Annotated in this window: 23 protein-coding genes and 1 pseudogene; 11 read left to right on the top strand and 13 right to left on the bottom strand. The window is 69.5% G+C overall.

Translation table 11 applies throughout. The annotated features are described in order from the left end of the window. Positions 1-4: 4 nt before the first annotated feature. The 3 genes from HD596_RS05905 to HD596_RS05915 are packed head-to-tail and all read right to left on the bottom strand — an operon-like array spanning position 5 to position 2,876. Positions 5-739 carry an SDR family NAD(P)-dependent oxidoreductase gene (locus tag HD596_RS05905; protein ID WP_313042925.1) on the bottom strand — a complete coding sequence of 245 codons (735 nt, stop codon included), beginning with the start codon at positions 737-739 and terminating at the stop codon, positions 5-7. Next, a complete protein-coding gene (locus HD596_RS05910) occupies positions 736-2,034 on the bottom strand; it encodes an L-fuconate dehydratase (protein ID WP_185068300.1) in 1,299 nt (432 codons plus the stop codon). The genes HD596_RS05905 and HD596_RS05910 overlap by 4 nt, the downstream gene beginning before the upstream one ends. Then, complete coding sequence (locus tag HD596_RS05915) at positions 2,031-2,876, bottom strand: fumarylacetoacetate hydrolase family protein (RefSeq protein WP_185068301.1); 846 nt, start codon at positions 2,874-2,876, stop codon at positions 2,031-2,033. Before HD596_RS05915 ends, HD596_RS05910 begins: the two co-directional genes overlap by 4 nt. 268 nt (positions 2,877-3,144) lie before the next feature. Here HD596_RS05915 and HD596_RS05920 point away from each other — a divergent pair, with 268 nt between their 5' ends. Beyond that, complete coding sequence (locus tag HD596_RS05920) at positions 3,145-3,642, top strand: GNAT family N-acetyltransferase (RefSeq protein WP_185068302.1); 498 nt, start codon at positions 3,145-3,147, stop codon at positions 3,640-3,642. On the opposite strand, the gene HD596_RS63570 is transcribed toward HD596_RS05920, so the two are convergent. Further along, positions 3,636-4,856 (bottom strand): MFS transporter, encoded by a 1,221-nt coding sequence (locus HD596_RS63570; protein ID WP_185068303.1) that lies wholly within the window; start codon positions 4,854-4,856, stop codon positions 3,636-3,638. The genes HD596_RS05920 and HD596_RS63570 overlap by 7 nt on opposite strands. Positions 4,857-4,938: 82 nt before the next feature. Between HD596_RS63570 and HD596_RS64650 the strand changes: the two genes are divergently transcribed. Continuing rightward, positions 4,939-5,484, top strand: coding sequence for a CGNR zinc finger domain-containing protein (locus HD596_RS64650; RefSeq protein ID WP_221519198.1), 546 nt, complete (start codon positions 4,939-4,941; stop codon positions 5,482-5,484). On the opposite strand, the gene HD596_RS05935 is transcribed toward HD596_RS64650, so the two are convergent. Then, positions 5,485-5,952, bottom strand: coding sequence for an SAM-dependent methyltransferase (locus HD596_RS05935; RefSeq protein ID WP_185068305.1), 468 nt, complete (start codon positions 5,950-5,952; stop codon positions 5,485-5,487). It lies immediately after the preceding gene. Further along, complete coding sequence (locus HD596_RS05940) at positions 5,952-6,596, bottom strand: TetR/AcrR family transcriptional regulator (RefSeq protein WP_185068306.1); 645 nt, start codon at positions 6,594-6,596, stop codon at positions 5,952-5,954. Before HD596_RS05940 ends, HD596_RS05935 begins: the two co-directional genes overlap by 1 nt. Before the next feature lie 60 nt (positions 6,597-6,656). Here HD596_RS05940 and HD596_RS05945 point away from each other — a divergent pair, with 60 nt between their 5' ends. Together HD596_RS05945 and HD596_RS60225 are read left to right on the top strand one after the other, a co-directional pair. Beyond that, a complete protein-coding gene (locus tag HD596_RS05945; protein WP_185068307.1) occupies positions 6,657-6,947 on the top strand; it encodes an antibiotic biosynthesis monooxygenase in 291 nt (96 codons plus the stop codon). Between the two features lie 210 nt (positions 6,948-7,157). Then, a complete protein-coding gene (locus HD596_RS60225) occupies positions 7,158-7,355 on the top strand; it encodes an ATP-binding cassette domain-containing protein (protein ID WP_221519199.1) in 198 nt (65 codons plus the stop codon). 11 nt (positions 7,356-7,366) lie between these two features. Here HD596_RS60225 and HD596_RS60230 read toward each other — a convergent pair whose 3' ends face one another. Further along, positions 7,367-7,639, bottom strand: coding sequence for a hypothetical protein (locus tag HD596_RS60230; protein ID WP_221519200.1), 273 nt, complete (start codon positions 7,637-7,639; stop codon positions 7,367-7,369). 378 nt (positions 7,640-8,017) lie between these two features. Between HD596_RS60230 and HD596_RS64655 the strand changes: the two genes are divergently transcribed. After that, positions 8,018-9,202, top strand: coding sequence for a cytochrome P450 (locus HD596_RS64655; protein WP_185078309.1), 1,185 nt, complete (start codon positions 8,018-8,020; stop codon positions 9,200-9,202). 671 nt (positions 9,203-9,873) lie between these two features. Here HD596_RS64655 and HD596_RS65550 read toward each other — a convergent pair. Beyond that, positions 9,874-9,999 (bottom strand): annotated as a pseudogene (locus tag HD596_RS65550) (DUF559 domain-containing protein); the annotation flags it as partial. Between HD596_RS65550 and HD596_RS05960 the strand changes: the two are divergent. After that, complete coding sequence (locus HD596_RS05960; RefSeq protein ID WP_185079457.1) at positions 9,949-10,146, top strand: hypothetical protein; 198 nt, start codon at positions 9,949-9,951, stop codon at positions 10,144-10,146. The pseudogene HD596_RS65550 and the gene HD596_RS05960 sit on opposite strands and share 51 nt — an antisense overlap. Before the next feature lie 648 nt (positions 10,147-10,794). Here HD596_RS05960 and HD596_RS05965 read toward each other — a convergent pair. The 4 genes from HD596_RS05965 to HD596_RS05980 all read right to left on the bottom strand — a co-directional run bounded on the left by HD596_RS05965 (position 10,795) and on the right by HD596_RS05980 (position 13,580). Beyond that, complete coding sequence (locus tag HD596_RS05965; RefSeq protein ID WP_185068308.1) at positions 10,795-11,535, bottom strand: class I SAM-dependent methyltransferase; 741 nt, start codon at positions 11,533-11,535, stop codon at positions 10,795-10,797. A gap of 124 nt (positions 11,536-11,659) precedes the next feature. Further along, complete coding sequence (locus HD596_RS05970) at positions 11,660-12,070, bottom strand: DUF2000 domain-containing protein (RefSeq protein WP_185068309.1); 411 nt, start codon at positions 12,068-12,070, stop codon at positions 11,660-11,662. 56 nt (positions 12,071-12,126) lie between these two features. Then, positions 12,127-12,960, bottom strand: a complete 834-nt coding sequence (locus tag HD596_RS05975; RefSeq protein ID WP_185068310.1) for an SRPBCC family protein — start codon at positions 12,958-12,960, stop codon at positions 12,127-12,129. 29 nt (positions 12,961-12,989) lie between these two features. Further along, positions 12,990-13,580 carry a helix-turn-helix domain-containing protein gene (locus HD596_RS05980; protein WP_185068311.1) on the bottom strand — a complete coding sequence of 197 codons (591 nt, stop codon included), beginning with the start codon at positions 13,578-13,580 and terminating at the stop codon, positions 12,990-12,992. A 61-nt stretch (positions 13,581-13,641) separates the two neighbouring features. Here HD596_RS05980 and HD596_RS05985 point away from each other — a divergent pair, with 61 nt between their 5' ends. Further along, entirely contained in the window at positions 13,642-14,472 is an 831-nt protein-coding gene (locus tag HD596_RS05985; RefSeq protein WP_185068312.1) for an AraC family transcriptional regulator, read from the top strand. Positions 14,473-14,475: 3 nt separating this feature from the next. Here the strand turns inward: HD596_RS05985 and HD596_RS05990 are convergent, their stop codons facing one another. After that, the gene (locus tag HD596_RS05990) at positions 14,476-15,498 is read right to left on the bottom strand and encodes a GDP-mannose 4,6-dehydratase (protein WP_185068313.1); all 1,023 of its coding nucleotides are present in this window, start codon (positions 15,496-15,498) and stop codon (positions 14,476-14,478) included. Between the two features lie 254 nt (positions 15,499-15,752). Between HD596_RS05990 and HD596_RS05995 the strand changes: the two genes are divergently transcribed. From HD596_RS05995 to HD596_RS06010, 4 genes are all read left to right on the top strand, one after another. Next, positions 15,753-17,012: a glycosyltransferase family 4 protein gene (locus HD596_RS05995; RefSeq protein ID WP_313042935.1), complete on the top strand. Its 1,260-nt coding sequence runs from the start codon at positions 15,753-15,755 to the stop codon at positions 17,010-17,012. 3 nt (positions 17,013-17,015) lie between these two features. Then, a complete protein-coding gene (locus HD596_RS06000) occupies positions 17,016-17,726 on the top strand; it encodes a class I SAM-dependent methyltransferase (protein WP_185068314.1) in 711 nt (236 codons plus the stop codon). Beyond that, on the top strand, positions 17,723-18,778 hold the full coding sequence (locus HD596_RS06005; protein ID WP_185068315.1) for a glycoside hydrolase family 15 protein: 1,056 nt from the start codon (positions 17,723-17,725) through the stop codon (positions 18,776-18,778). Before HD596_RS06000 ends, HD596_RS06005 begins: the two co-directional genes overlap by 4 nt. A 123-nt stretch (positions 18,779-18,901) precedes the next feature. Continuing rightward, positions 18,902-19,897, top strand: coding sequence for a DUF1702 family protein (locus tag HD596_RS06010; protein ID WP_313042937.1), 996 nt, complete (start codon positions 18,902-18,904; stop codon positions 19,895-19,897). The last annotated feature ends 9 nt before the right edge of the window (positions 19,898-19,906 follow it).

The following is a 19,906-nucleotide window of genomic DNA, read 5'->3' on the forward strand; positions in this document are numbered from 1 at the left end:
TTCCTTAGTTGGGCGCCCTCAGCCGGAGACCTTGCATGCCGCCGTCGACCGCGAGCGCGGTCCCGGTGGTGGCGCCGGCTTCAGGACTGGCGAGATAGGCGATCGCCGCGGCGACCTCCTCCGCGCTGACCAGGCGGCCCATCGGCTGCCTGGCGTTCAGTGCGGCCCGCTCCCCCTCGGGGTCGTCGGCCCGGTCGAGCAGCCTCGCGACCCACGGGGTGTCCGCGGTGCCGGGGTTGACGCAGTTGACGCGAATGCCCTCGCGGACGTGGTCCGCGGCCATCGCGAGGGTCAGCGAGAGCACCGCGCCCTTGGTCGCGCTGTAGAGCGCGCGCTGCGGCAGGCCCGCGGTGGCCGCGATCGAGCACGTGTTGACGATGGAGGCGTGCTCCGACTGCCTGAGGTACGGCAGCGCCGCCCGCGCGACCCGGACCATGCCGAACACGTTGACGTCGAACACGCGCTGCCACTCGCTGTCCGGGTTGTCCTCGATGGTGCCCTGAGCTCCGATGCCCGCGTTGTTCACGAGCACGTCGATGCCGCCCAGCCGCTCGGCGGCCTCCGCCACCGCCGCCCGTACCTGCGCGTCGTCCGTGACATCGACCTTGATCCCGATGAACGGCTCGCCGGGCGGGTTGACGTCGAGGCAGGCGACCTTCATGCCGCGCTCGGCGAGCAGGGTGGCCGCGGCCAGCCCGATGCCGGAGCCGCCGCCGGTCACGATCGCTTTCAGGCTCACGCGTCCCTCCATACTTCGCCGCCGGGGAAGGTGTGGGCGGCGATCGACACTGCGTGCATCTCCGCGCTGAAGCCGGGCGCGGACGGTGCGGCGTAACGACCGTTGCGGATGACCACGGGGTCCACGAAGTGCTCGTGGAGGTGGTCGACGTACTCGATCACGCGGTTGTCCATGGAGCCGGTGATCGCGACGTAGTCGAACATCGACAGGTGCTGCACCAGCTCGCACAGCCCGACGCCACCCGCGTGGGGACACACCGGCACGCCGAACTTGGCCGCGAGCAGCAGGATCGCCAGGTTCTCGTTGACGCCGCCGACTCTGGCCGAGTCGATCTGCAGGTAGGAGATGGCGTTGGCCTGCAGGAGCTGCTTGAACACGATGCGGTTCTGAACGTGCTCGCCGGTGGCCACGGGGATGGGGTCGATGCCCCTGGCGATGGCGGCGTGGCCGAGCACGTCGTCGGGGCTGGTCGGCTCCTCGACCCAGTGGGGGTGGAACTCGCCCAGCGCGTTGATCCACTCGATGCCCGATCCGACGTCCCAGCGCTGGTTGGCGTCGATGGCGATCGGGAAGTCGGGGCCGCAGACCTCGCGGGCGACCCTGAACCTGCGCCGGTCGTCCTCGAGGTCGGCGCCGACCTTGAGCTTGATCTGCTTGAAGCCCTGCTCCAGGGCCTCCTTGCAGAGCCTGCGCAGCTTGTCGTCGTCGTAGCCGAGCCATCCGGGGGAGGTGGTGTAGGCGGGGTAGCCGACCTCGATGAGCCGGCTGATCCGCTCCTCCTTGCCCGCCTCCTGGCTCTTCAGGATCTGGAGGGCCTCCTGCGGCGTCAGCGCGTCGCTCAGGTAGCGGAAGTCGATGAGGCCGACGATCTCCTCGGGGGACATCTCGGACAGCAGCCGCCACAACGGCTTGCCCGCCCGCTTGGCCTTGAGGTCCCACAGGGCGTTGACCACGGCGGAGATCGCCATGTGCATGACGCCCTTCTCCGGCCCCAGCCAGCGCAGCTGCGAGTCGTTGACCATGTCCTTGTAGAGCGCGCCGAGGTCCTCGACGTCCTTGCCGATCACGTACGGCTCGAGCGCGCTGATGGCCGTGGTCTGGATGTCGTTGCCACGCCCGATCGTGAAGGCGAACCCGTGCCCCTCGAACCCGTCATCGGTGGTGAGCACGACATAGGCCGCGGAGTAGTCGGGATCCGGATTCATCGCGTCCGAGCCGTCGAGCTCGCGCGAGGTCGGGAACCGCACGTCGTGCGTCTCCATCCCGACGATCCGGTACGCGCCAGGAGTCGTCATGCCTGCCCCACCGTCTGGCGCTGCCGCCCGAGCCCTTCGATCTCCAGCTCCATCACGTCACCTTCACGCAGGTACGGCTGCCCCGGCATGCCCATCGCCACGCCGGCCGGCGTACCCGTATTGATCACGTCACCCGGCTCCAGGACCATGAACTGGCTCAGGTAGCGCACGATCTCGGCCACATCGAAGATCATGTTCTTGGTGTCGCCGTCCTGGCGCAGCTCGCCGTTCACCCAGAGGCGCAGCGGCAGGCTCTGCGGGTCGCCCACCTCGTCCGCCGTCACCAGCCACGGGCCGAGCGGGTTGAACGTCTCGCACGACTTGCCCTTGTCCCACTGCCCACCGCGTTCGAGCTGGAACTCGCGTTCCGAGACGTCGTTGGAGATCGCGTACCCGGCGATCACGCCGAGCGCCTCCTCCCGGCTGCCCAGGTAGCGGGCCTCCTGGCCGATCACGATGGCCAGCTCCACCTCCCAGTCGCTCTTCACGCTGCCCCTGGGCACGAGCACCTGGTCGTACGGGCCGACCATGGTGTTCGCGGCCTTCATGAACACGACCGGCTCGGCCGGCACATCCTGCCCGGACTCGGCGGCGTGGTCACTGTAGTTCAGGCCGATGCACACGATCTTGCCTGGTCGCGCGATCGGGGCGCCGATCCGCAGCCCCTCGGCGTCGACGACGGGCAGGGCACCACGCTCGAGCGCGTCCCGGACGCGCGCCACTCCCCCGGAAGCGAGGAAAGCCCCGTCAATCTCGGGCTCTCCGATGTCGCGCAGGTTACCGGCGTCATCCATGACCACCGGACGCTCCTGGCCGACAGGTCCTACTCGCAGCAGCTTCACACCGCATCCTTCACATATACATCGGATGTCTCGATTCATGATGCTCGTGCGATCGGGCAGAGCGTGTCAAGGGTGACAAGACGGATACATCCGATCCGTGACCTCGAAAGACATCCCCCGGGGGTGGTCGGTGCCTGTGAAGCGACTTTACCGCTCCGATGGCTGCATTCACATACACGAATTGACGCCTCCCCATACATCGGAGGTAAACCCGGCCCCAAGCCCACACCATGACCTGCCATGTCAGTCGGATGACATGCTGACGCCCATGAGTACCGCGTACGAAAGCGTGCAAATCCGACCCGTTCGCGAAGAGGACCGCCACGCCGTCATGGAGCTTGCCGCTCAGCTTGCCGAAGGGGTGGCGGAATGGCGTGACCCCGAAGCCGTTGTGGAGGCGGCCCGGCAGTGGCTCGCCGGCTTCTTCGCTCCCACGCGAGAGCAGCAGGGAGCCGTGTTCGTGGCCACGGCCGAAGGCGAGGTCGTCGGCATGGTCTCCGTCAATACTCACAGGCACTTCACCGGACCGGTCGAGGCTTACATCGGCGAGTTGGCCGTCGCCCCGCACGCCGTCCGCATGGGGTTGGGCCGGCGGCTGTTGAGCACGGCGGAGGACTGGGCGCGCCAGCAGGGCCTGCGCCACTTGACGCTGGAGACGGCGGCAGGCAACACGACCGCTCAGCGGTTCTACGCCGCGCTGGGCTATCGGGAAGAGGCGGTCCGATTCACCCGCGTGCTTGAACAACAACCAGGGACCGGCTACTGATCAGATTCACGGGAAGGACCTTCGGCCGACACCGCGGCGGGTGCCGGCAGGGTCGAGGCGATCCGGCCGGCGACAGCCGCCAGGACCGCGCCTGCCACGGCCGCGGCCGCGGCTGCGCCGAAGGCGGTGGTGCCGGGGTCGTGGGGGCCGGTGAGCCGGCCGGCGACGGCGGTGCCCAGGCCGTAGCCGGCCCACATGAAGGTGTTGAGCCAGGCGAAGACCTCGGTGCGGTAGCGGGCGGGGGTGTGGTCGGCGAGCAGGGCCGGCACGACGGCGTCGCGCGGTCCGGTCACCAGCCCGACCAGGCCGATCAGCACGGCGAGCGTCCCGAAGCCGGGCGCCCATCCTCCGCCGAGCAGGATGGCCGCCTCGGCGAGCGAGAGCAGGACGAGCAGCCGCCCACCGGTGAGGGGCCAGGCCCGCGCGCCGTACCCGAGGGTGCCGAGGAGGGCGCCGGCCGACAGCAGGCCCATCAGCACGCCGGCGGAGGAGGCGGAGCCGAAGGTGGTGGCCGAGGCGACCGTGGCGATGCGCAGGCAGCCGAAGGTGAAAGTGCCGAAGGCGGCGATGGTCAGCAGCAGGAGGGTAGCCCGGTGGGTGAGCGGCCCGGCCAGGCGCAGCCTGCCCGGTGGGGCGGGCGCTGCTCGCCGTACCACGGAGGAGGCCAGGAGAAGCGCGGTGCCGAGCAGGACGGCGGCGCCGGCGACGGTCACCACGCCGTGGGCCGGAACGGCCAGGGTCAGGACCGGCACGAGCAGGGGGCCGGCGATGAACGTCAGCTCGTTGACGGCATTGTCCACCGCGTAGGCGGCGGGCAGGGAGGCGACGGGGACGAGGCGTGGCCAGGCGCCTCTGATGACCGAGCCGGCCGGCGGGGTGGTGGCGCCGAGCAGTACCGCGGCGCCGATCATCAGGGCGGGTGGGGCCAGGAGGAGGAGAGCGTAGGCCAGGGCGTGGGCGGCCAGGTAGCCGGTCAGGGCCGGGCGGGGGCCGTACCGGTCGGCGACGCGCCCGCCGAGCGGCGCGCACAGGGCCAGGGCCAGCGCGTGGCCGGTGAGCACGAGGCCGGCGGTGGCGTAGGAGCCGAGCCGGTCGACGGCGGCCAGCAGCAGGGCGAGGCTGAGCACGGGTGTCCCCAGCTTGACGAGGAGCCCCGTGACGAGCAGGCGAGGGACGCCCGGCTGGGCGAGCAGGCGTCGGTAGGGCGCGAACATGGCGGCTCCGTTACTATCTAACTGGATTACGCCTATGACACAGTAGAGGGGTGTTACCGGTCAAGTGGAAATAGCCTGTAACGTGACCCGGCAGGCTCCCCTGATCGCCGAGCTGGTCAACCTGGCCACGGCGCACTGGCGGGGCGGCGCCTCAGTGCAACCACTGGCAGGCGAGGACCTGGCGGCGACGTTCGCCGCCCAGCTCCGCGACCCCACAAGCGCGGCCCTGCGCGCCGCCCCGGACACGGGGCGGCACCTGACCGAGCTGGCCGCCGAGCTGCGGCAGGCGCTCCTGGCCGAGCATCCGGCGGACCAGGCCGCCCGCATCAACGCCATGATCCGCAGGTACGGCGCGCAACCGTACCTCGTCGAGGACGTCGGCCAGCCGTTCCACCTGCACTTCCACGGTTCGGGCGGCACCCCGGTGGAGGCCCTGGGCGGCGAGTTCGCCACGGCGCTGGCCCTCATCGTGGACGGCTACGGCCCCGACCGCTTCGGACAGTGCGCGGCGCACCAGTGCGAGGCGGTCTACATCGACCTGACCCGCAACGCGTCGCGCCGCTACTGCAGCGCGGCATGTACGGCTCGCGCCAAGACCGCCGCCTACCGCAGCCGCCGCCAACCCTGATCAAGCCCTGTAGTACCCGCGCATGAGCCGGGACGCCCAGGCCGGTTGCCGGACCGGGTCGGTGGGCGCGAATTCGACCAGGTACGGCTTGATGTCCAGCACGGGGGTGCCGTCCAGCGCGTCCAGGTCGGCCACCTGCAGGTCGCGGCCGTTGACGGCCAGCAGCCGGCACACCGACACGCCGAGCCGGTTCGGCCGGTACGGCCCGCGGTGCGCGAACACGCCGACGAGCGGGCCGTCGGGATTCTTGCGCGGCGGACGCGGCCGGATCCGCACGTCCGCCTCGTCGATCCGGTCGAACTGGAAGACGATCTCCAGGTGGGAGAACTCCTGCAGGCCCTGCAGGGCCGACGCGTCGAGGTGGTCGTCCAGCCGGAGGACGGCCTTGGTGTCGTACCAGCCGTCCTCGTACATCTCAGGCCGTCCACCAAGGACGCGGGCGACGGGGGTCAGGATGACGCCGTCCATCACGAACCTCCCCCGGGGGAGCAGAGCTGGGCGCGAAGGGTCTCGCCGACCCACCGCTCCCAGCGCTCGCGCGTCCATCCTCGCTCCTTCACGAACAGGAGGTACAGCTCGGGGCTGAGCAGGCCGTAGAGCACGTCGGCGGCTTCCTCCACCGACACCTCGGCGCGCGCCCCGGGTTTGCCGACAAGAGCCTTGGCGGCACCCTGCTGGACGACATATCGGGGATCGACCTCGTGTGACCACAGCGCGGCCACCTCGGGGTCGCTCGCGACCGCCGCCTCCAGCACCCTGCCGATCGGTGCGACGCGCTCCAGGATCGAGGTCGCGCCCTCGACGTAGGCGCGCAGCATGTCCTGGGCGGTTCCGGCGGCCAGCGCGGCGACGTACCACGGCCGGTCCATCGTGGCCACCGGCTCGTCGTCGCCCGCGATCGTGACGTCGACCAGCTCCTTGAGCAGGGCGCGCTTGTTGCCGAAGACGAAGTAGATCGTCTGCACTGCGACGCCCGCCTTGTCGGCGACGTCCTGCAGATTCGTCGCGCCATATCCGTCCTGCACAAACAGCTCCAGCGCCGCCCCGAGGATACGCCGGCGCGTCTCCTTGGCCTTCTGCGCTCGCTTGTTCGTCCTCTTGACATCGCTCATGGCTAGAGTCTATTTCTAGATTCGTTAACTATAAGTCAACTCTAGAGAGTAGGTCCAGCCATGGCGGTCATCAGCGTCACCCGTTTCCAGGCCGATCCCGCTGATGCCGAGCAGGTTCAGGCTCGGCACGCCGCTCTGGTCACCGCGATCAGAGCCACTCAGCCCGGCCTCACCGAGGCGCGCCTCGGCCGGCTGGACGACGAGACGTGGGTCGGCGTCTGGCGCTGGGATTCGGCCGCCAGCCTGCAGGCGGCCCGCGAGGCAGCGCCCGCCACCCCCGCGGCCGCCGCGGCGTTCGCCCTGGTCCGCGACGTCACGGCCCAGGACATCGAGGTCTTGGCCGAACTCTGACGCCCCGCCGCGGCCCCCCGAACCGGAAGCCGGGGTACCTCCACACGCCACGACCCTGCCCCGGCCCCCGAACCGGAAGCCGGGGCACCTCCACACGCCACGACCCTGCCCCGGCCCCCGAACCGGAAGCCGGGGCACCTCCACACACCACGACCCCACCCCCGCCCCCGAACCGGAAGCTGCGGCACCTCCTCGCATCAAGGAGATGACATGATCGAAATCGACGCGTTGACCAAGGTCTACGGATCGGCGCAGGTGCGGGCGGTCGACGAGGTGTCCTTGCACGTCCCCGCCGGCTCGGTCTTCGGCTTCCTGGGACCCAACGGCGCCGGCAAGACCACCACCATCAAGATGCTGGCCTGCTCACCCCCACCTCCGGCCAGGTCCGGCTGGGCGGATTCGACGTGACGCGGCAGCGCTCAGCCGCGATGGCGCAGTTCGGCGCCGTGCTGGAAGGCTCGCGCAACGTCTAATGGAGCCTGTCGGCCTGGCAGAACTTGATGTACTTCGGCCGGCTCAAGGGCATGCGCAAGGCCCAGGTCTCGGAGCGCGCCCAGGGCGCCGTCGCGGGCGAAAAGGCGCTTACGGAACTTCCGATTGCGGGCGGCGAAGTCGAGCGGCCGGCCCACGGTCGCGTCCGGCGGGAACATCGGCACGCCGCCGTCGCTGACCGCCTCGGCCAGAAAGCCCACAGCACGCATGCAGACAGCCGACGGCTCGCACAGAGGACCCACAGCACGCATACAGACGGCTGATGGCTCGGACAGAGGGCGCACAGCACGCATGCAGACGGCTGATGGCTCGCACAGAGGACCCACAGCAGGCCATGCAGACGACCCGACAGCTCGGCACTTCTCGCCAGGGCACGCGGCGGGGGGCCGAGCGAGGTCGGCGTCGTCGGTGACCCGGGGACCTGGCACAAGCCGCATCACCCGATGAATTTCCGACCTCGGCGGACCCCTTGTGGAGCCGTTTCGCCACTACATTGCCCCTTGACGGTCGTACAGGGACGTAATAGAACACGTTTCAAGTAGTAGTAAACCAAGCGCTTGATCAAGAGGGTGAATGTGGTGCACATCGACCTCGTCGACAGGGACATTTACGCGACCACCGGACCACCACACGAGCAGCTCGCCTGGCTCCGCGCGAACTCCCCCGTCCACTGGCACGAGGGCGAGCCCGGATTCTGGGCCGTCACCCGATACGAGGACGTCGTCCATGTATCGCGGCACTCCGACCGATTCTCCTCGTACAAGAAGCTCGCCCTGTTCGAAGAGCTGACCCAGGACCAGATCGACCTCCAGCGCCACATGATGCTCAACCAGGACCCGCCCGAGCACACGAGACGGCGTTCCCTGGTCAACCGCGGCTTCACTCCGCGCACGATCGGCGCCCTCGAAGACCACATCCGCGACATCTGCGACGACCTCCTGGACAAGTGCACCGGTGAGGTCGACTTCGTCACCGAAGTCGCCGCGCCGCTCCCCCTGTACGTGATCTGTGAATTGATCGGCGCGCCCGTGGCCGACCGCGACAAGCTCTTCACCTGGTCCAACCGCATGATCGGCAGTCAGGACCCCGACTACTCGGAAACTCCCGAGGTGGGCTCGGCCGCCGCCATGGAGGTCTACGCCTACGCCAACGAACTCGCGACACGGCGCAGGGGCACCCCGAAGAACGACATCGTCACCAAGCTCCTCCAGCCCAATGAGCACGGCGAAACGCTCGATCAGGACGAGTTCAACCTGTTCATCCTCCTGCTGGCGGTCGCCGGCAACGAGACGACCCGCAACGCGGCCTCCGGCGGCATGCTCACCCTCTTCGAGCACCCGGACCAGTGGGGCCGCCTGGTCGCCGACCCCACCCTCGCCAAGACCGCAGCCGACGAGATCGTCCGCTGGGTCTCCCCGGTCAACCTCTTCCGCCGCACCTCCACCACCGACCAGGTGCTGGGCGGACAGGAGATCAAGGCCGACGACAAGGTCGTGGTCTTCTACGCCTCCGCCAACCGCGACCCCGCGGTCTTCTCCGACCCCGAAGTCTTCGACATCACCCGCGACCCGAACCCGCACATCGGCTTCGGCGGCGGCGGAGCTCACTTCTGCCTGGGCAACCACCTGGCCAAGCTCGAACTCCGGATCCTCTTCGAACAACTGGCCCGTCGACGCCCCAAACTCCGCCAAACGGGCCCTGCGCGCCGGCTTCGCTCGAACTTCATCAACGGCATCAAGGAACTTCCTGTCACGGTCGGCTGACCGCCTCCACGGCCGCGTCCCGCTCCAGGAACATCCGCAGCGGCTGGGGGCTGCCACCGCAGGCAATCAGCTCCGCCCCTTATCACCACCACTCGCCCCACAACGGCCCGGTGGTGGTCAGCGCAGCACATCACGGCACAGCCCACACGGACGTTCCCCCACGAACGCCCGACCAAGGCTCCAACGTGACGCACGGCCGAGGCCACGGCGCGACACCCCACCCGACGCTGTGGAGTGACGCCCAGCTGGCACTGCAGCGTGACGTGACGCCCAACTGGGGGGCACTGCAGCGTGACGTGACGCCCAGCCGACCCTGCGGTGTGACGCCTGGCCGGCACTGCAGCGTGACAGCCGGCTGGCACTGCGGTGTGCGGCTGATGGTACGGCGTGGCGCCTGGCTGGCATTTTGGTACGGCGTCAGCCGTCAGTCCGGTGCGGGCGTCCGGCTGGCGTTCGGGCATGGACGTCCCGGCAAGGGCGTCCGGCGTGGTGGATTGGAGCGGCGGGTGGCTGATTAATCGGAAGCGGGAGCGGCGGCGGGCGGCTCGGATGCGGCGGAGGATGTGGTTGGTGCGCTCGGGGCCGGGCTGCCAGCCGCATTCGATCAAGGCATTGGCCACGTGATGGAGGAGGTCGGCGATCTGGCCGGGGATGACGTCTCGGCGGACGGCGATCACGCGCCAGCCGCGGCGGCGAAGCTCCTCGCGGCGGTCCGTGTCGCGTTGCTGGTCGGTGGGTGAGGTGTGATGCTCCTGGCCGTCGTACTCGACTGCGACCTTGAACTCCTCCCAGCCCAGGTCGAGGTACGCGAACCGGTCGTCGTCCAGTTCGACCCGGATCTGGGTGGTGGGTCTGGGGAGGCCGCCTTCCACGAGGATGACCCGGAGCCAGCTCTCCCTGGGGGAGGCGGCGCCCCGGTCGGCGAGGCCGAGGGTGTCGCGTAGGCGCCAGGAGTTGAGCGGGCGGTGCCACAGAGCTTCGAGATCCACGCCCCGGCGTGCGAACTGGTCGAGGATCGCCACCGCCTCCGTACGGGGCAGCCAGCGGGCGCAGTCGAGGGCTGTGCGTTCCATGGTGGTAAGGCGGACGCCCTTGTGCATGGTGATGTCTTCGGGTGGGAGCGGTGCCGGGTAGGTGACGCAGCCGGGGAGGGCCAGGTGGGAGGGGGCGGTCAGCTCTATGGGCCAGTCGGCTTCTGGGGTGTGCAGGGCGTTCAGGCCCCAGATGTGGGCGGCTGTCTGGCGGCAGACGACGGCCTGTGGGATCGCTCGGGTGATTCGGGCGGTCCGCTCGGCGAGCGATGGCGAGGTGGGTGGCGTCTCCGTCTTTGGAAGCCCGCGATCGGTTTTTCCTGGATGGGAGATGCGTCTTTCGGGGGCTGCAGCTTCGGGAGGGGGTGCCGGAGGGTCGCTGGGCGTGGCGAGGGGGGTGGGGTCGGCTGCGTGGTGCATGGCGCCCAGGGTGCTACGGCGGGGATGGGTGATGCGTGGCCGAATGGGGTTCTGTGGACGACATCGCGTTTTCCACAATCAGGGGGCTGACCATGGCCGATCGCCAGGATCCTCATAGCAAGCTTTCCGGTCGCGTCGGCGTCACCCTCTGAAACCGGCGGCTTGCAGCTGGAACTGCAGGTCGGAGGCACCCGGCGCCTCCATGCCCGACACCGGGATCAGACCGGCGGCTGCGGCAAGGCTCTCGAATCCTGAGCGGGTATACCAGTGCAGTACCCAGGGGCGCTCCACGATGGTGCGCTCGCCGTCGTGGTACCGCTCGTAACGCAACACCGTCGTCTGCGTCCGCGCGGAATCGCTACGCTCCTCGGACACCACCGAGACACGCAACTCAGCACCGTCTTCCGCCGTGGCGGTGCGCACTCGGCCGATCCGTTCGGCAGGTGTGGGTGACGGGACGAACAGCGGCACCAGGGCGGTGCCGCCCACGGCGAGATGGTTGCGGATGCGGTCGAGGGCAGCCAGAGCGACGGAGTCGTCGGGGAGCAGGTTGAAAGTCGGCCCGGCAAGGAAGATCGCACGGTAGCGGCGTGGCAGATCGAGCGCCTCCATGCGCTGGTGGTGGACGACGACATCGACGCCCTGCTCCCGCGCCCGGCGACGGCACCGCTGCAGCATGTCCGCCGAGGAGTCGACCCCCTCGACGTCCAGGCCGCGCCGACGCAGGTCGAGCAGTGGGTCGCCGTCCCCACACCCCAGCTCCAGAGCCGGGGAACCAGCCTCTTGGACGAACGCCGCGTAGGGCTCTGGATCTTGGGCGACGGACTTCAGCGGCCCATATAACTCGGCGACGATTCCTGTGTAGAAATCAGCAGCATGCACGCCCGCACCTTACGCATTCAGCCGAATGCCGGGCGACATAATTTCCGGCGCCTCGCCACCGGCTCACCGATGGCACCGGATCGTCGAATGAAAGTGCCGTGGGAGTCGCGGTGGAGGTTGCGGATCAGGGGTGCAGGGGGAGGCCCTTCAGGACCTTGTCCACGCCGTTCTTCGGCCCATGGACCACCACCCCCACCAGCCCCAGTTCATCGGCCTCCACCGCCCGCACAGCCGCCCGGTTGTCCGCGTCGTGTCCCGTCTTGAACATCTCCTCGATGTAGACGGCCACGTCCATCTCCCGGCCCACCGCCTTCTCCCGGACGCTCCGGAGGCCCTCCAAGTCGGCCGTGTAGACGAGCACGGGCTGGCGGAGCATCGGCAGGTACGCATTGCCGGACCCGTCCTCGTACGGCTCCCCCATGAGCCCCGGCACCCCGCCCGCCACCGCGCTGGACAGGAAGGCGGTGACGTTGAGCTTCTGCCATGCGGCCAGATCCGCGCGGACCACGATGCCGATCTTGGTGTCAAAACGCATGGTCACGAGTCTCCACGTCCCGCCCCCGCCGTGTCTTGAACGCTGGTGCGGAAACGTCAGGCCACCATGACCGGCTGCCAGTCCGGCACCTCGTGGTAGCGCCGCAGCTCCGCGACGCCCGACAGGATCCCGCCCCACGCCGCGTACGGCGGGCGCTCCGCGTCGAACCCGCTCTGCACCAGCGTCAGCCGCGTCTTCCCGCCGGAGCCCTCCAGCTCCCACGTGCCGACTCCCGGGGCGCCCCAGTCCAGGGAGAACCTGCTGCCGGGCTCAAGCTCCAGCACCTTGGCCGGGCTGGGGTCGTTGGCCAGGCCGCCCATCGCGAAGCGGCCGCCCACGTACGGCTCGATCTCGATCGGGTACCCGAACCACCTCGTCACCACCTCCGAGTCGATCAGCGACTCGAACACCGTGGCCGGCGAGGCGTCGATGGTGACCTGGGCGCGCAGGTCCGCGGAGGTGAAGTCGATCTTGGGGGTGAGCTCGCGCCCCTCGAGGTGCTCGGCCAGGTTGGCGACGGCCAGGGCCCAGTACGTCTGCAGCACGCCCCGGATGCTCTTGCCCGTGATGACGTCCTGGAAGTCGAAGTGCGTCTGCGACAACGTCAGGATCGTCGCGTCCCCGTCCTCCTCCAGCCTGAACTCGGTGGTCGTCTCCTCGCCGTCCAGCACCCACGCGAAGCGCACCGTGCGCTCGTCCGCGTGCAGCAGCCGCTGGTGCGGCGCGTCCCCCTCAGGCGTGGTACGCCCCCAGAACCCGAACCGGTCCGGCAGCTCCACCTCGGCGTGCTCGGCCAGCCAGATCCGCAGGGCGGCCGGGTCGGTGAGCGCGTGGCGCACCTCCTTGAGGGGCGCCTGGATGCGGGCACGAAACGTCATGGGCTCGGTCATCGTCATCTTCTCCTTTGGCGAATCCGGGATCAGTCGGTTGAAGGCTGGTCCGTCCGGGGCTCGGGGGGTTCGGTGGTGACATTCGGGTAGCAGGCGACGGCGAGTTTGAAGGCGTCCCCTTCCGCCCCGCCGTACCGCGTGAACAGCCCCTGCAGCATCGTCTGCAGGTCGTTCAGGAACTCCTGACGCTGTTCGGGACGCACGCGGATCTCCCCCGACAACCCGATCGACGGCAGCTCGGGCGCGCTCCTGTCGAGCGCCGCGATGTCCGACTGGACCTCCTCCATGAGATCCAGCAGGTAACCGAGGCTCAGCTCGTCACGCGCCTTGCGCAGCCCGATCCGGCCCACCAGCCGGGGCGACAGCCAGTACGAGCGCGCACCGGCCTGGTAGATGCCCTCGTGGATCCCGCGCACCTTGCGCTCGGACACGAGGTCCACGAGGCCCGCCTCGACCAGCCGTTTGACGTGGTAGTAGACCCGCTGCGGCGTCTGGCCGAGCCGTTCGGCGACCTCCGAGCACGTACGCGGCTCGGCCAGCTGCCGCAGCACCTCCACGCGCTGCGGCTTGAGCAGGGCCTCGGCCTGCTCGATCTCTTCCAAGTACAGGACGTCTCTCATCGCAAAAACAATCCTTTACGTAAAAATTTGGTTTGTCAATGGTCGTCCGGACAATGGAGGGATGGCACATGACTGGTCCCGATACTGGCGGTCGCCCGACCGGCCGCTGGAGGCCATGCATGCCCACTTCGAGCGGCACGTCTACCACCGACACAGCCACGAGACCTACTCGTTCGGCGTCACCGAGACCGGCGCGCAGTCGTTCACCTGCCGCGGCTCGGCCCACACGAGCTCGGCGGGCATGGTCATGGCGTTCAACCCGGAGGACCCCCACGACGGCCATGCCACGAACGCGCGCGGCTTCACGTACCGGATCGTCCACATCGGCCCCGAGCTCGTGTCGGACGCCCTGGCCGACACGACGGGCCGCCGCCTGGGCCTGCCCCTGTTCACCACGCCCGTGGTGGAGGACCCCGTCCTGGCGGGGGCGCTGCGCTCCCTGCACGCGGAGCTCCTGGGCTCCGGCTCGACGGCCCTGTGGCGCGACGAGCTGCTCACCGCCACGGTCGCGGCGATCGTACGGCGGGCCGCCACGTCCCCGATCCATCCAGAGGGCAGATCCGGACGGTCGGCGAGGGTCGCGCGGCAGGCCAGGCAGCTCCTCCACGACCGCCTCCGGGACGATCTCACGAGCGACGACCTGGCGCTGGCCACGGGCACCAGCCGCTACGCGGTCTACCGGGCCTTCCACGCGGAGTACGGGCTGTCCCCCAGCGACTACCAGCGGCAGCTACGGCTCAGAGAGGCCAGTACGCTGATCACCGGCGGCACGGCCATCAGCGAGGCGGCCACCGCGACGGGCTTCGCCGACCAGAGCCACCTGACCCGCTGGTTCACCCGCTACTTCGGCCTGACCCCGGGCGCCTACCGCCAGGCCATCACCCGGGCATAGGCGTCACGGCCAGGAACTGTCCTGGTCGGGGTCGCCTCCGTCCGAGAGCAACCGCAGGTCCGACTCGACCATCATCGCCACCAGCTCGTCGAACGACACGCTCGGCTCCCACCCCAGCTGCGTCCGCGCCTTCTTCGGGTCCGCGCACAGCAGGTCCACCTCGGCCGGCCGGTGCAGCGTCTGGTCCGTCACCACGTACCGCTCCCAGTCCAGCCCCGCGGCCGTGAACGCCGCCTCCACCAGCTCCCTGACCGACTTCATCCGCCCCGTCCCGATCACGTAGTCCTCGGGATTGGCGGCCTGCAGCATCAGGTGCATGGCCTTGACGTAGTCGCCGGCGAACCCCCAGTCCCGGCGCGCCTCCAGGTTCCCCAGCCGCAGCTCGCCGGCCAGCCCCAGCTTGATCCGGGCCACCCCCAGGGACACCTTCCTGGTGACGAACTCGGCCCCCCGGCGCGGCGACTCGTGGTTGAACAGGATCCCGGACACGGCGAACATCCCGTACGACTCGCGGTAGTTCTGCGTCAGGAAGTGCCCGTACGCCTTGGCCACCCCGTACGGCGAGCGCGGGTGGAAGGCGGTCCGCTCGTTCTGCGGCGTCTCGCTGACCTGCCCGAACATCTCAGAGGATGAAGCCTGATAAAAGCGGATCTGTCGGGAGGCGCCCGAGCCCCGGGACGCCCCCGAGCACACCCGGATCGCCTCCAGCATGCGCAGCACGCCCATCCCGGTCACCTCGGCCGTGAGCTCCGCCTGCTCCCACGACATCGGCACGAACGAGATCGCCCCGAGGTTGTACACCTCGTCAGGCTGAACGCGTTCCACCGCCGAGATCAGGGACCCCTGGTCCAGCAGATCCCCCCGCACCACCTGCACGTCCGACAGCAGCTTGCGCATCCTCGACACGCGCGGGTTCGCCTGCCCCCGGGCCAGGCCCCACACCTCGTACCCCTGCTCGAGCAGGTGCTCCGCCAAGTAAGAACCGTCCTGGCCGGTGATGCCGGTGATCAGAGCTCGCCTGGCCAAGGGTCCTCCAGCTATCGCGTATAGCAATCTGTTTGGGACGGAATGTACAGCTAAGCGCCCAGATAGGGCACCAAGCCACCTAGAACCCGTTCCACCGAACCACGCTCGGTCACGGCAACGTCGCAGTTCGCACGACGTTTAACCGTAATTGTGAACAATTCCACCCGACCTACCGAATGGTAGCCTTCTCGGACTAAGGTCATCTTCACGGTACACGCCCGCCCAAGGGCCCTACCGGCGGAGAAAGGGGTGTCGTGGAAGAGCCAGCCCGGCGGGAGCGAAAGCTGCGAGTCGCGTTGTTGTCCTACCGCAGCAAGCCCACCTGTGGCGGTCAGGGCGTCTACCTTCGCCACCTCAGCCGAGAGCTGGTCGCCTTAGGGCACCACGTCGAGGTGTTCTCCGGCCAGCCCTATCCCGAGCTCGACGAGGGCGTCATCCTGCGCGAGGTGCCCAGCCTCGACCTCTACCGCGACGAGGACCCGTTCAGAACGCCCAAGCTGCACGAATACCGCGACTGGATCGACTTGCTCGAGGTCGGGACGATGTGGACGGCGGGGTTCCCCGAGCCGCTGACGTTCACGCTGCGGGCCTACCGCGAGCTGAAGAAGCGCATCGGCGACTTCGACGTCGTGCAGGACAACCAGACCCTCGGATACGGCCTGCTGGGCATCCAGCGGATGTTCCCCGTGGTCGGCACCATCCACCACCCGATCAGCGTCGACCGCCGCATCGAGCTCGAGGCCGCCACCGGCGGCAAGAGGCTGAGCCTGCGCCGCTGGTACGGGTTCGTGAAGATGCAGTCGCGCGTCGCGCCCCGGCTGAGCCCGATCCTGACCGTCAGCGAGTCGTCGCTGGCCGACATCCACCGCGACTTCAACGTCCCCCAGGCGAACATGCGCCTGATCCCCCTCGGCGTCGACACCCGCTACTTCCACCCGCGCCCGGACAAGCCCCGGCGCAAGGGCTCGATCGTGGCCGTGGCCAGCGCGGACTCGCCCATGAAGGGCGTCGCGACGCTGCTGCGGGCGGTCGCGAAGCTGGCCACCGAGCGCGACGTGCACCTCACCGTCGTCAGCCGCCCCACCCCCGGCGGCCCGACCGAGCAGCTCGTCCAGGAGCTGTCGCTGCAGGACCGGGTGCGTTTCGTCCACGGCATCTCCGACGACGAGCTGGGCGAGCTGATCGCCACCTCGGAGATCTCCGTCGTCCCCTCCCTCTACGAAGGCTTCTCGCTGCCCGCCGTCGAGCACATGGCCTGCGGCACGCCCCTGGTGGCCAGCCGTACGGGCGCGCTGCCCGAGGTCGTGGGCGACGCGGCCATCCAGGTGCCCCCGGGCGACCCCGAGGAGCTGGCCGCGGTGCTGCGCCGCCTGCACGACTCCCCCGAGGAGCGCGAACGCGTGGGCCAGGCCGGATACGACCGCGTCATGGAGCGCTACACCTGGCACGTCGTGGCCAAGAGGACCGTCGAGGCGTACCTCGAGGCCATCGAGAACCACAAGAGGAGAGGCTGACCAGTGCTGACCGTCGACTTCGCCCGGCTTCCCGTCGGCCCCGGCGTGCGCCTGCTCGACCTGGGCTGCGGCGGCGGCAGGCACGCCTTCGAGGCGCTGCGCCGGGGAGCGGACGTGATCGCGTTCGACATGGACCAGGCGGAGCTGGACGGCGTGGCGGCCATGTTCGCGGCGATGGACAAGGCGGGCGAGGTGCCGCCGGGGGCGAGCGGGCAGATTGTCCAGGGTACGGCGCTGGACATGCCGTTCGAGGACGGCAGCTTCGACCGGGTCATCGCGGCCGAGGTGCTGGAGCACATCCCGGACGACATGGCGGCCATGCGCGAGCTCTTCCGCGTGCTCAAGCCGGGCGGCACGGCGGCCGTCACCGTGCCGAGCTTCCTGCCCGAACGGATCTGCTGGGCGCTGGACGAGGCCTACCACACGGCCCCCGGGGGACATGTCCGGATTTATACGTTGGCTGAGCTGTCGGCCAAGCTGAAGTCCATCGGCTTCGAGATCGGCCCCCACCACCACGCCCATGGCCTGCACGCGCCGTACTGGTGGATCAAGTGCGCCGTCGGCGTCAACAACGACGACCACCCGATCGCCAAGGCGTACCACGAGCTGCTGGTCTGGGACATCATGAAGCGCCCGGCCGCCACCAGGATCGCCGAAGCCGTGCTCAACCCGATCATCGGCAAGAGCGTGGTCCTCTACGTCCGGAAGCCATGATCTCCCACGCGGAGGTCGTGCGAACGGCCGAGAGCATCGCGGCGATCCAGCAGGACGACGGCGGCGTGCCGTGGCCGGAAGGCCACGTCGACGCGTGGAACCACGTCGAGTGCCTGATGGCCATGTCCGTCGCGGGACTCGGCGAGCCGGTACGGCGCGGCTACGCGTGGCTGGCCCGCCACCAGCGCCCCGACGGCTCCTGGCCGATGAAGCTGGTCGACGGCGTGGCCACGGAGCAGGGCGGCGAGACCAACCACGCCGCCTACGTCGCCGCCGGGCTCTGGCACCACCACCTCGTGACCGGCGACCAGGCGTTCACCGAGGAGCACTGGCCCATGGTCAAGGCCGCGCTCGACTACGTGGCGGGGCTGCAGACCGAGCGGGGCGAGATCGTCTGGGAGCGCGACGCGCACGGCGTCGCCTCGACGCTCGCGCTGCTCACCGGGTGCTCCTCCATCCACCAGGGGCTGCGCTGCGGCGTGCTGCTGGCGGACCACCTGGGCGACCCGCAGCCGCACTGGGAGCTGGCCGCCGACCGGCTGGCGCACGTGCTGGTGGCGCATCCCGAGGCGTTCGCGGACAAGAGCCGCTTCTCCATGGACTGGTACTACCCGGTGCTCGGCGGCGCGGTGCGCGGGCGGCAGGCGTTCGAGCTGCTGGAGCGCGAGTGGGCCACGTTCGTGGTGCCCGGGCTCGGGATCAGGTGCGTGTCCGACCAGCCGTGGGTGACGGGGGCGGAGACGTGCGAGCTGGTGCTCGCGCTCGACGCGCTGGGAGACCGGGAGCGGGCGGTCACGCTGTTCACGGACGTGCAGCACCTGCGGCACGAGGACGGCGCGTACTGGACGGGCTGGCAGTTCGCCAACCGCAAGCACTTCCCCCACGAACGCTCCGGGTACACGGCCGCCGCCGTCGTGCTCGCTGCCGACGCGCTGCTGGCGCTGACGCCGGGCTCCGGGCTGTTCAGGGACATCGTGGGGACGTCGGTGTCCGATCCGGAGACCTGCGGCTGCGCCGCCGGCACGGGCCTGGTACGCCGCGACGACCTCTGACCTCGTCCCCGCACAAGCGCTTTTGCGGGTTCTTTGCCCCCGAAATCCGGTGCGCCGCCGATGATCGACGCAATGGGCTTACTAGCTTCTGAGTGACTCGTACGAGGCGTCTTCGGGGGAAGCGTGGGCGACACGGGCACAACTTCGTTCTTGGATCAGGTCAGGACCGAGCCGACACTGTCCCGGGCGAGGGGGCTGCGGAGGTTCCTGGTCAAGGATCCTCTGGAGTCCGATCTGGGCCGGCGACGATTCCGGCTCAGAGGGGGAGCTTCCCGAGCGATCTTCACCGATGCCGAAAGTTCATACGTTTTCGGCTTCAACGCGGTGATGTCCCGGGAGATCGAGAAGGTCGAGGAAATATCGGCTGAGCAGCGGCCCTTCGGCTATGAAGGGGCGGCCGCCGCCTGCACAGTGCTCGACCTGCTCACGCTGACGCGGGGCCGGCGCCTTCACGAGCTACTCACCGGCCCCGCCCAGCATCATCGCCACGCCGCCTACGTCGGCGCCGGTCGCGGCTACGCGCTGCTGCGGCTGCGGCCCCTGTGGGGCGCGCGGCGCGCCCATCCGCTGCTGCGCTGGCTGGCCGTGGACGGGTTCGGGTTCCAGTGGAGCCTGGCCAGGGCCGACCGCATGGTGGGCGAGCGCACGATGCCCGACCTGCTGACCAGGGCGCACTGCGCGGTGTTCGACCAGGGGCTGGGGCGGCTGCTCTGGTACCACGACAGCGCCTCGCCCGACGACGTCGCCGCCAGGATCGGTGGATATCCGGCGGGACGTCGGGGCGACCTGTGGAGCGGGATCGGGTTCGCGGCGACGTACACGGGCGGGGCCGACGCCGACGAGCTGTGGTGGCTGACCGAGCACGCCGGGGCCGACGGGTTCCGCGCCCACCTGGCCCAGGGGTGCGCGTTCGCCGTCGCCGCCCGGCTGCGGTCGGGGACGCTGCCGGACCACACGGCGCAGGCCGTGCCGATCCTGGCCGGGGCCGAACCCGAGGAGGCGGCCTCATGGACGGACCAGGCGCTCCTCGCGCTCGGGCACGAGGCGCACACGCACGAGGACTTCCGGCGCTGGCAGTCCCAGAGCCGCCGGTCCTGGTCCCACCGCCACCGCTGCTGACTCTTGCCC

Origin of the sequence: Nonomuraea jabiensis (genome assembly GCF_014204795.1) — a bacterium.
Classification (GTDB): domain Bacteria; phylum Actinomycetota; class Actinomycetes; order Streptosporangiales; family Streptosporangiaceae; genus Nonomuraea; species Nonomuraea jabiensis.

What these genes read in the sequence shown, in the direction of transcription:
- HD596_RS05910 (WP_185068300.1), bottom strand. Translation starts at nt 2,034, where the DNA reads ATGACGACTCCTGGCGCGTACCGGATCGTCGGGATGGAGACGCACGAC.
- HD596_RS05920 (WP_185068302.1), top strand. Translation starts at nt 3,145, where the DNA reads ATGAGTACCGCGTACGAAAGCGTGCAAATCCGACCCGTTCGCGAAGAG.
- HD596_RS63570 (WP_185068303.1), bottom strand. Translation starts at nt 4,856, where the DNA reads ATGTTCGCGCCCTACCGACGCCTGCTCGCCCAGCCGGGCGTCCCTCGC.
- HD596_RS05935 (WP_185068305.1), bottom strand. Translation starts at nt 5,952, where the DNA reads ATGGACGGCGTCATCCTGACCCCCGTCGCCCGCGTCCTTGGTGGACGG.
- HD596_RS05940 (WP_185068306.1), bottom strand. Translation starts at nt 6,596, where the DNA reads ATGAGCGATGTCAAGAGGACGAACAAGCGAGCGCAGAAGGCCAAGGAG.
- HD596_RS05945 (WP_185068307.1), top strand. Translation starts at nt 6,657, where the DNA reads ATGGCGGTCATCAGCGTCACCCGTTTCCAGGCCGATCCCGCTGATGCC.
- HD596_RS60225 (WP_221519199.1), top strand. Translation starts at nt 7,158, where the DNA reads ATGATCGAAATCGACGCGTTGACCAAGGTCTACGGATCGGCGCAGGTG.
- HD596_RS05960 (WP_185079457.1), top strand. Translation starts at nt 9,949, where the DNA reads ATGCTCCTGGCCGTCGTACTCGACTGCGACCTTGAACTCCTCCCAGCC.
- HD596_RS05970 (WP_185068309.1), bottom strand. Translation starts at nt 12,070, where the DNA reads ATGCGTTTTGACACCAAGATCGGCATCGTGGTCCGCGCGGATCTGGCC.
- HD596_RS05975 (WP_185068310.1), bottom strand. Translation starts at nt 12,960, where the DNA reads ATGACCGAGCCCATGACGTTTCGTGCCCGCATCCAGGCGCCCCTCAAG.
- HD596_RS05980 (WP_185068311.1), bottom strand. Translation starts at nt 13,580, where the DNA reads ATGAGAGACGTCCTGTACTTGGAAGAGATCGAGCAGGCCGAGGCCCTG.
- HD596_RS05985 (WP_185068312.1), top strand. Translation starts at nt 13,642, where the DNA reads ATGGCACATGACTGGTCCCGATACTGGCGGTCGCCCGACCGGCCGCTG.
- HD596_RS06005 (WP_185068315.1), top strand. Translation starts at nt 17,723, where the DNA reads ATGATCTCCCACGCGGAGGTCGTGCGAACGGCCGAGAGCATCGCGGCG.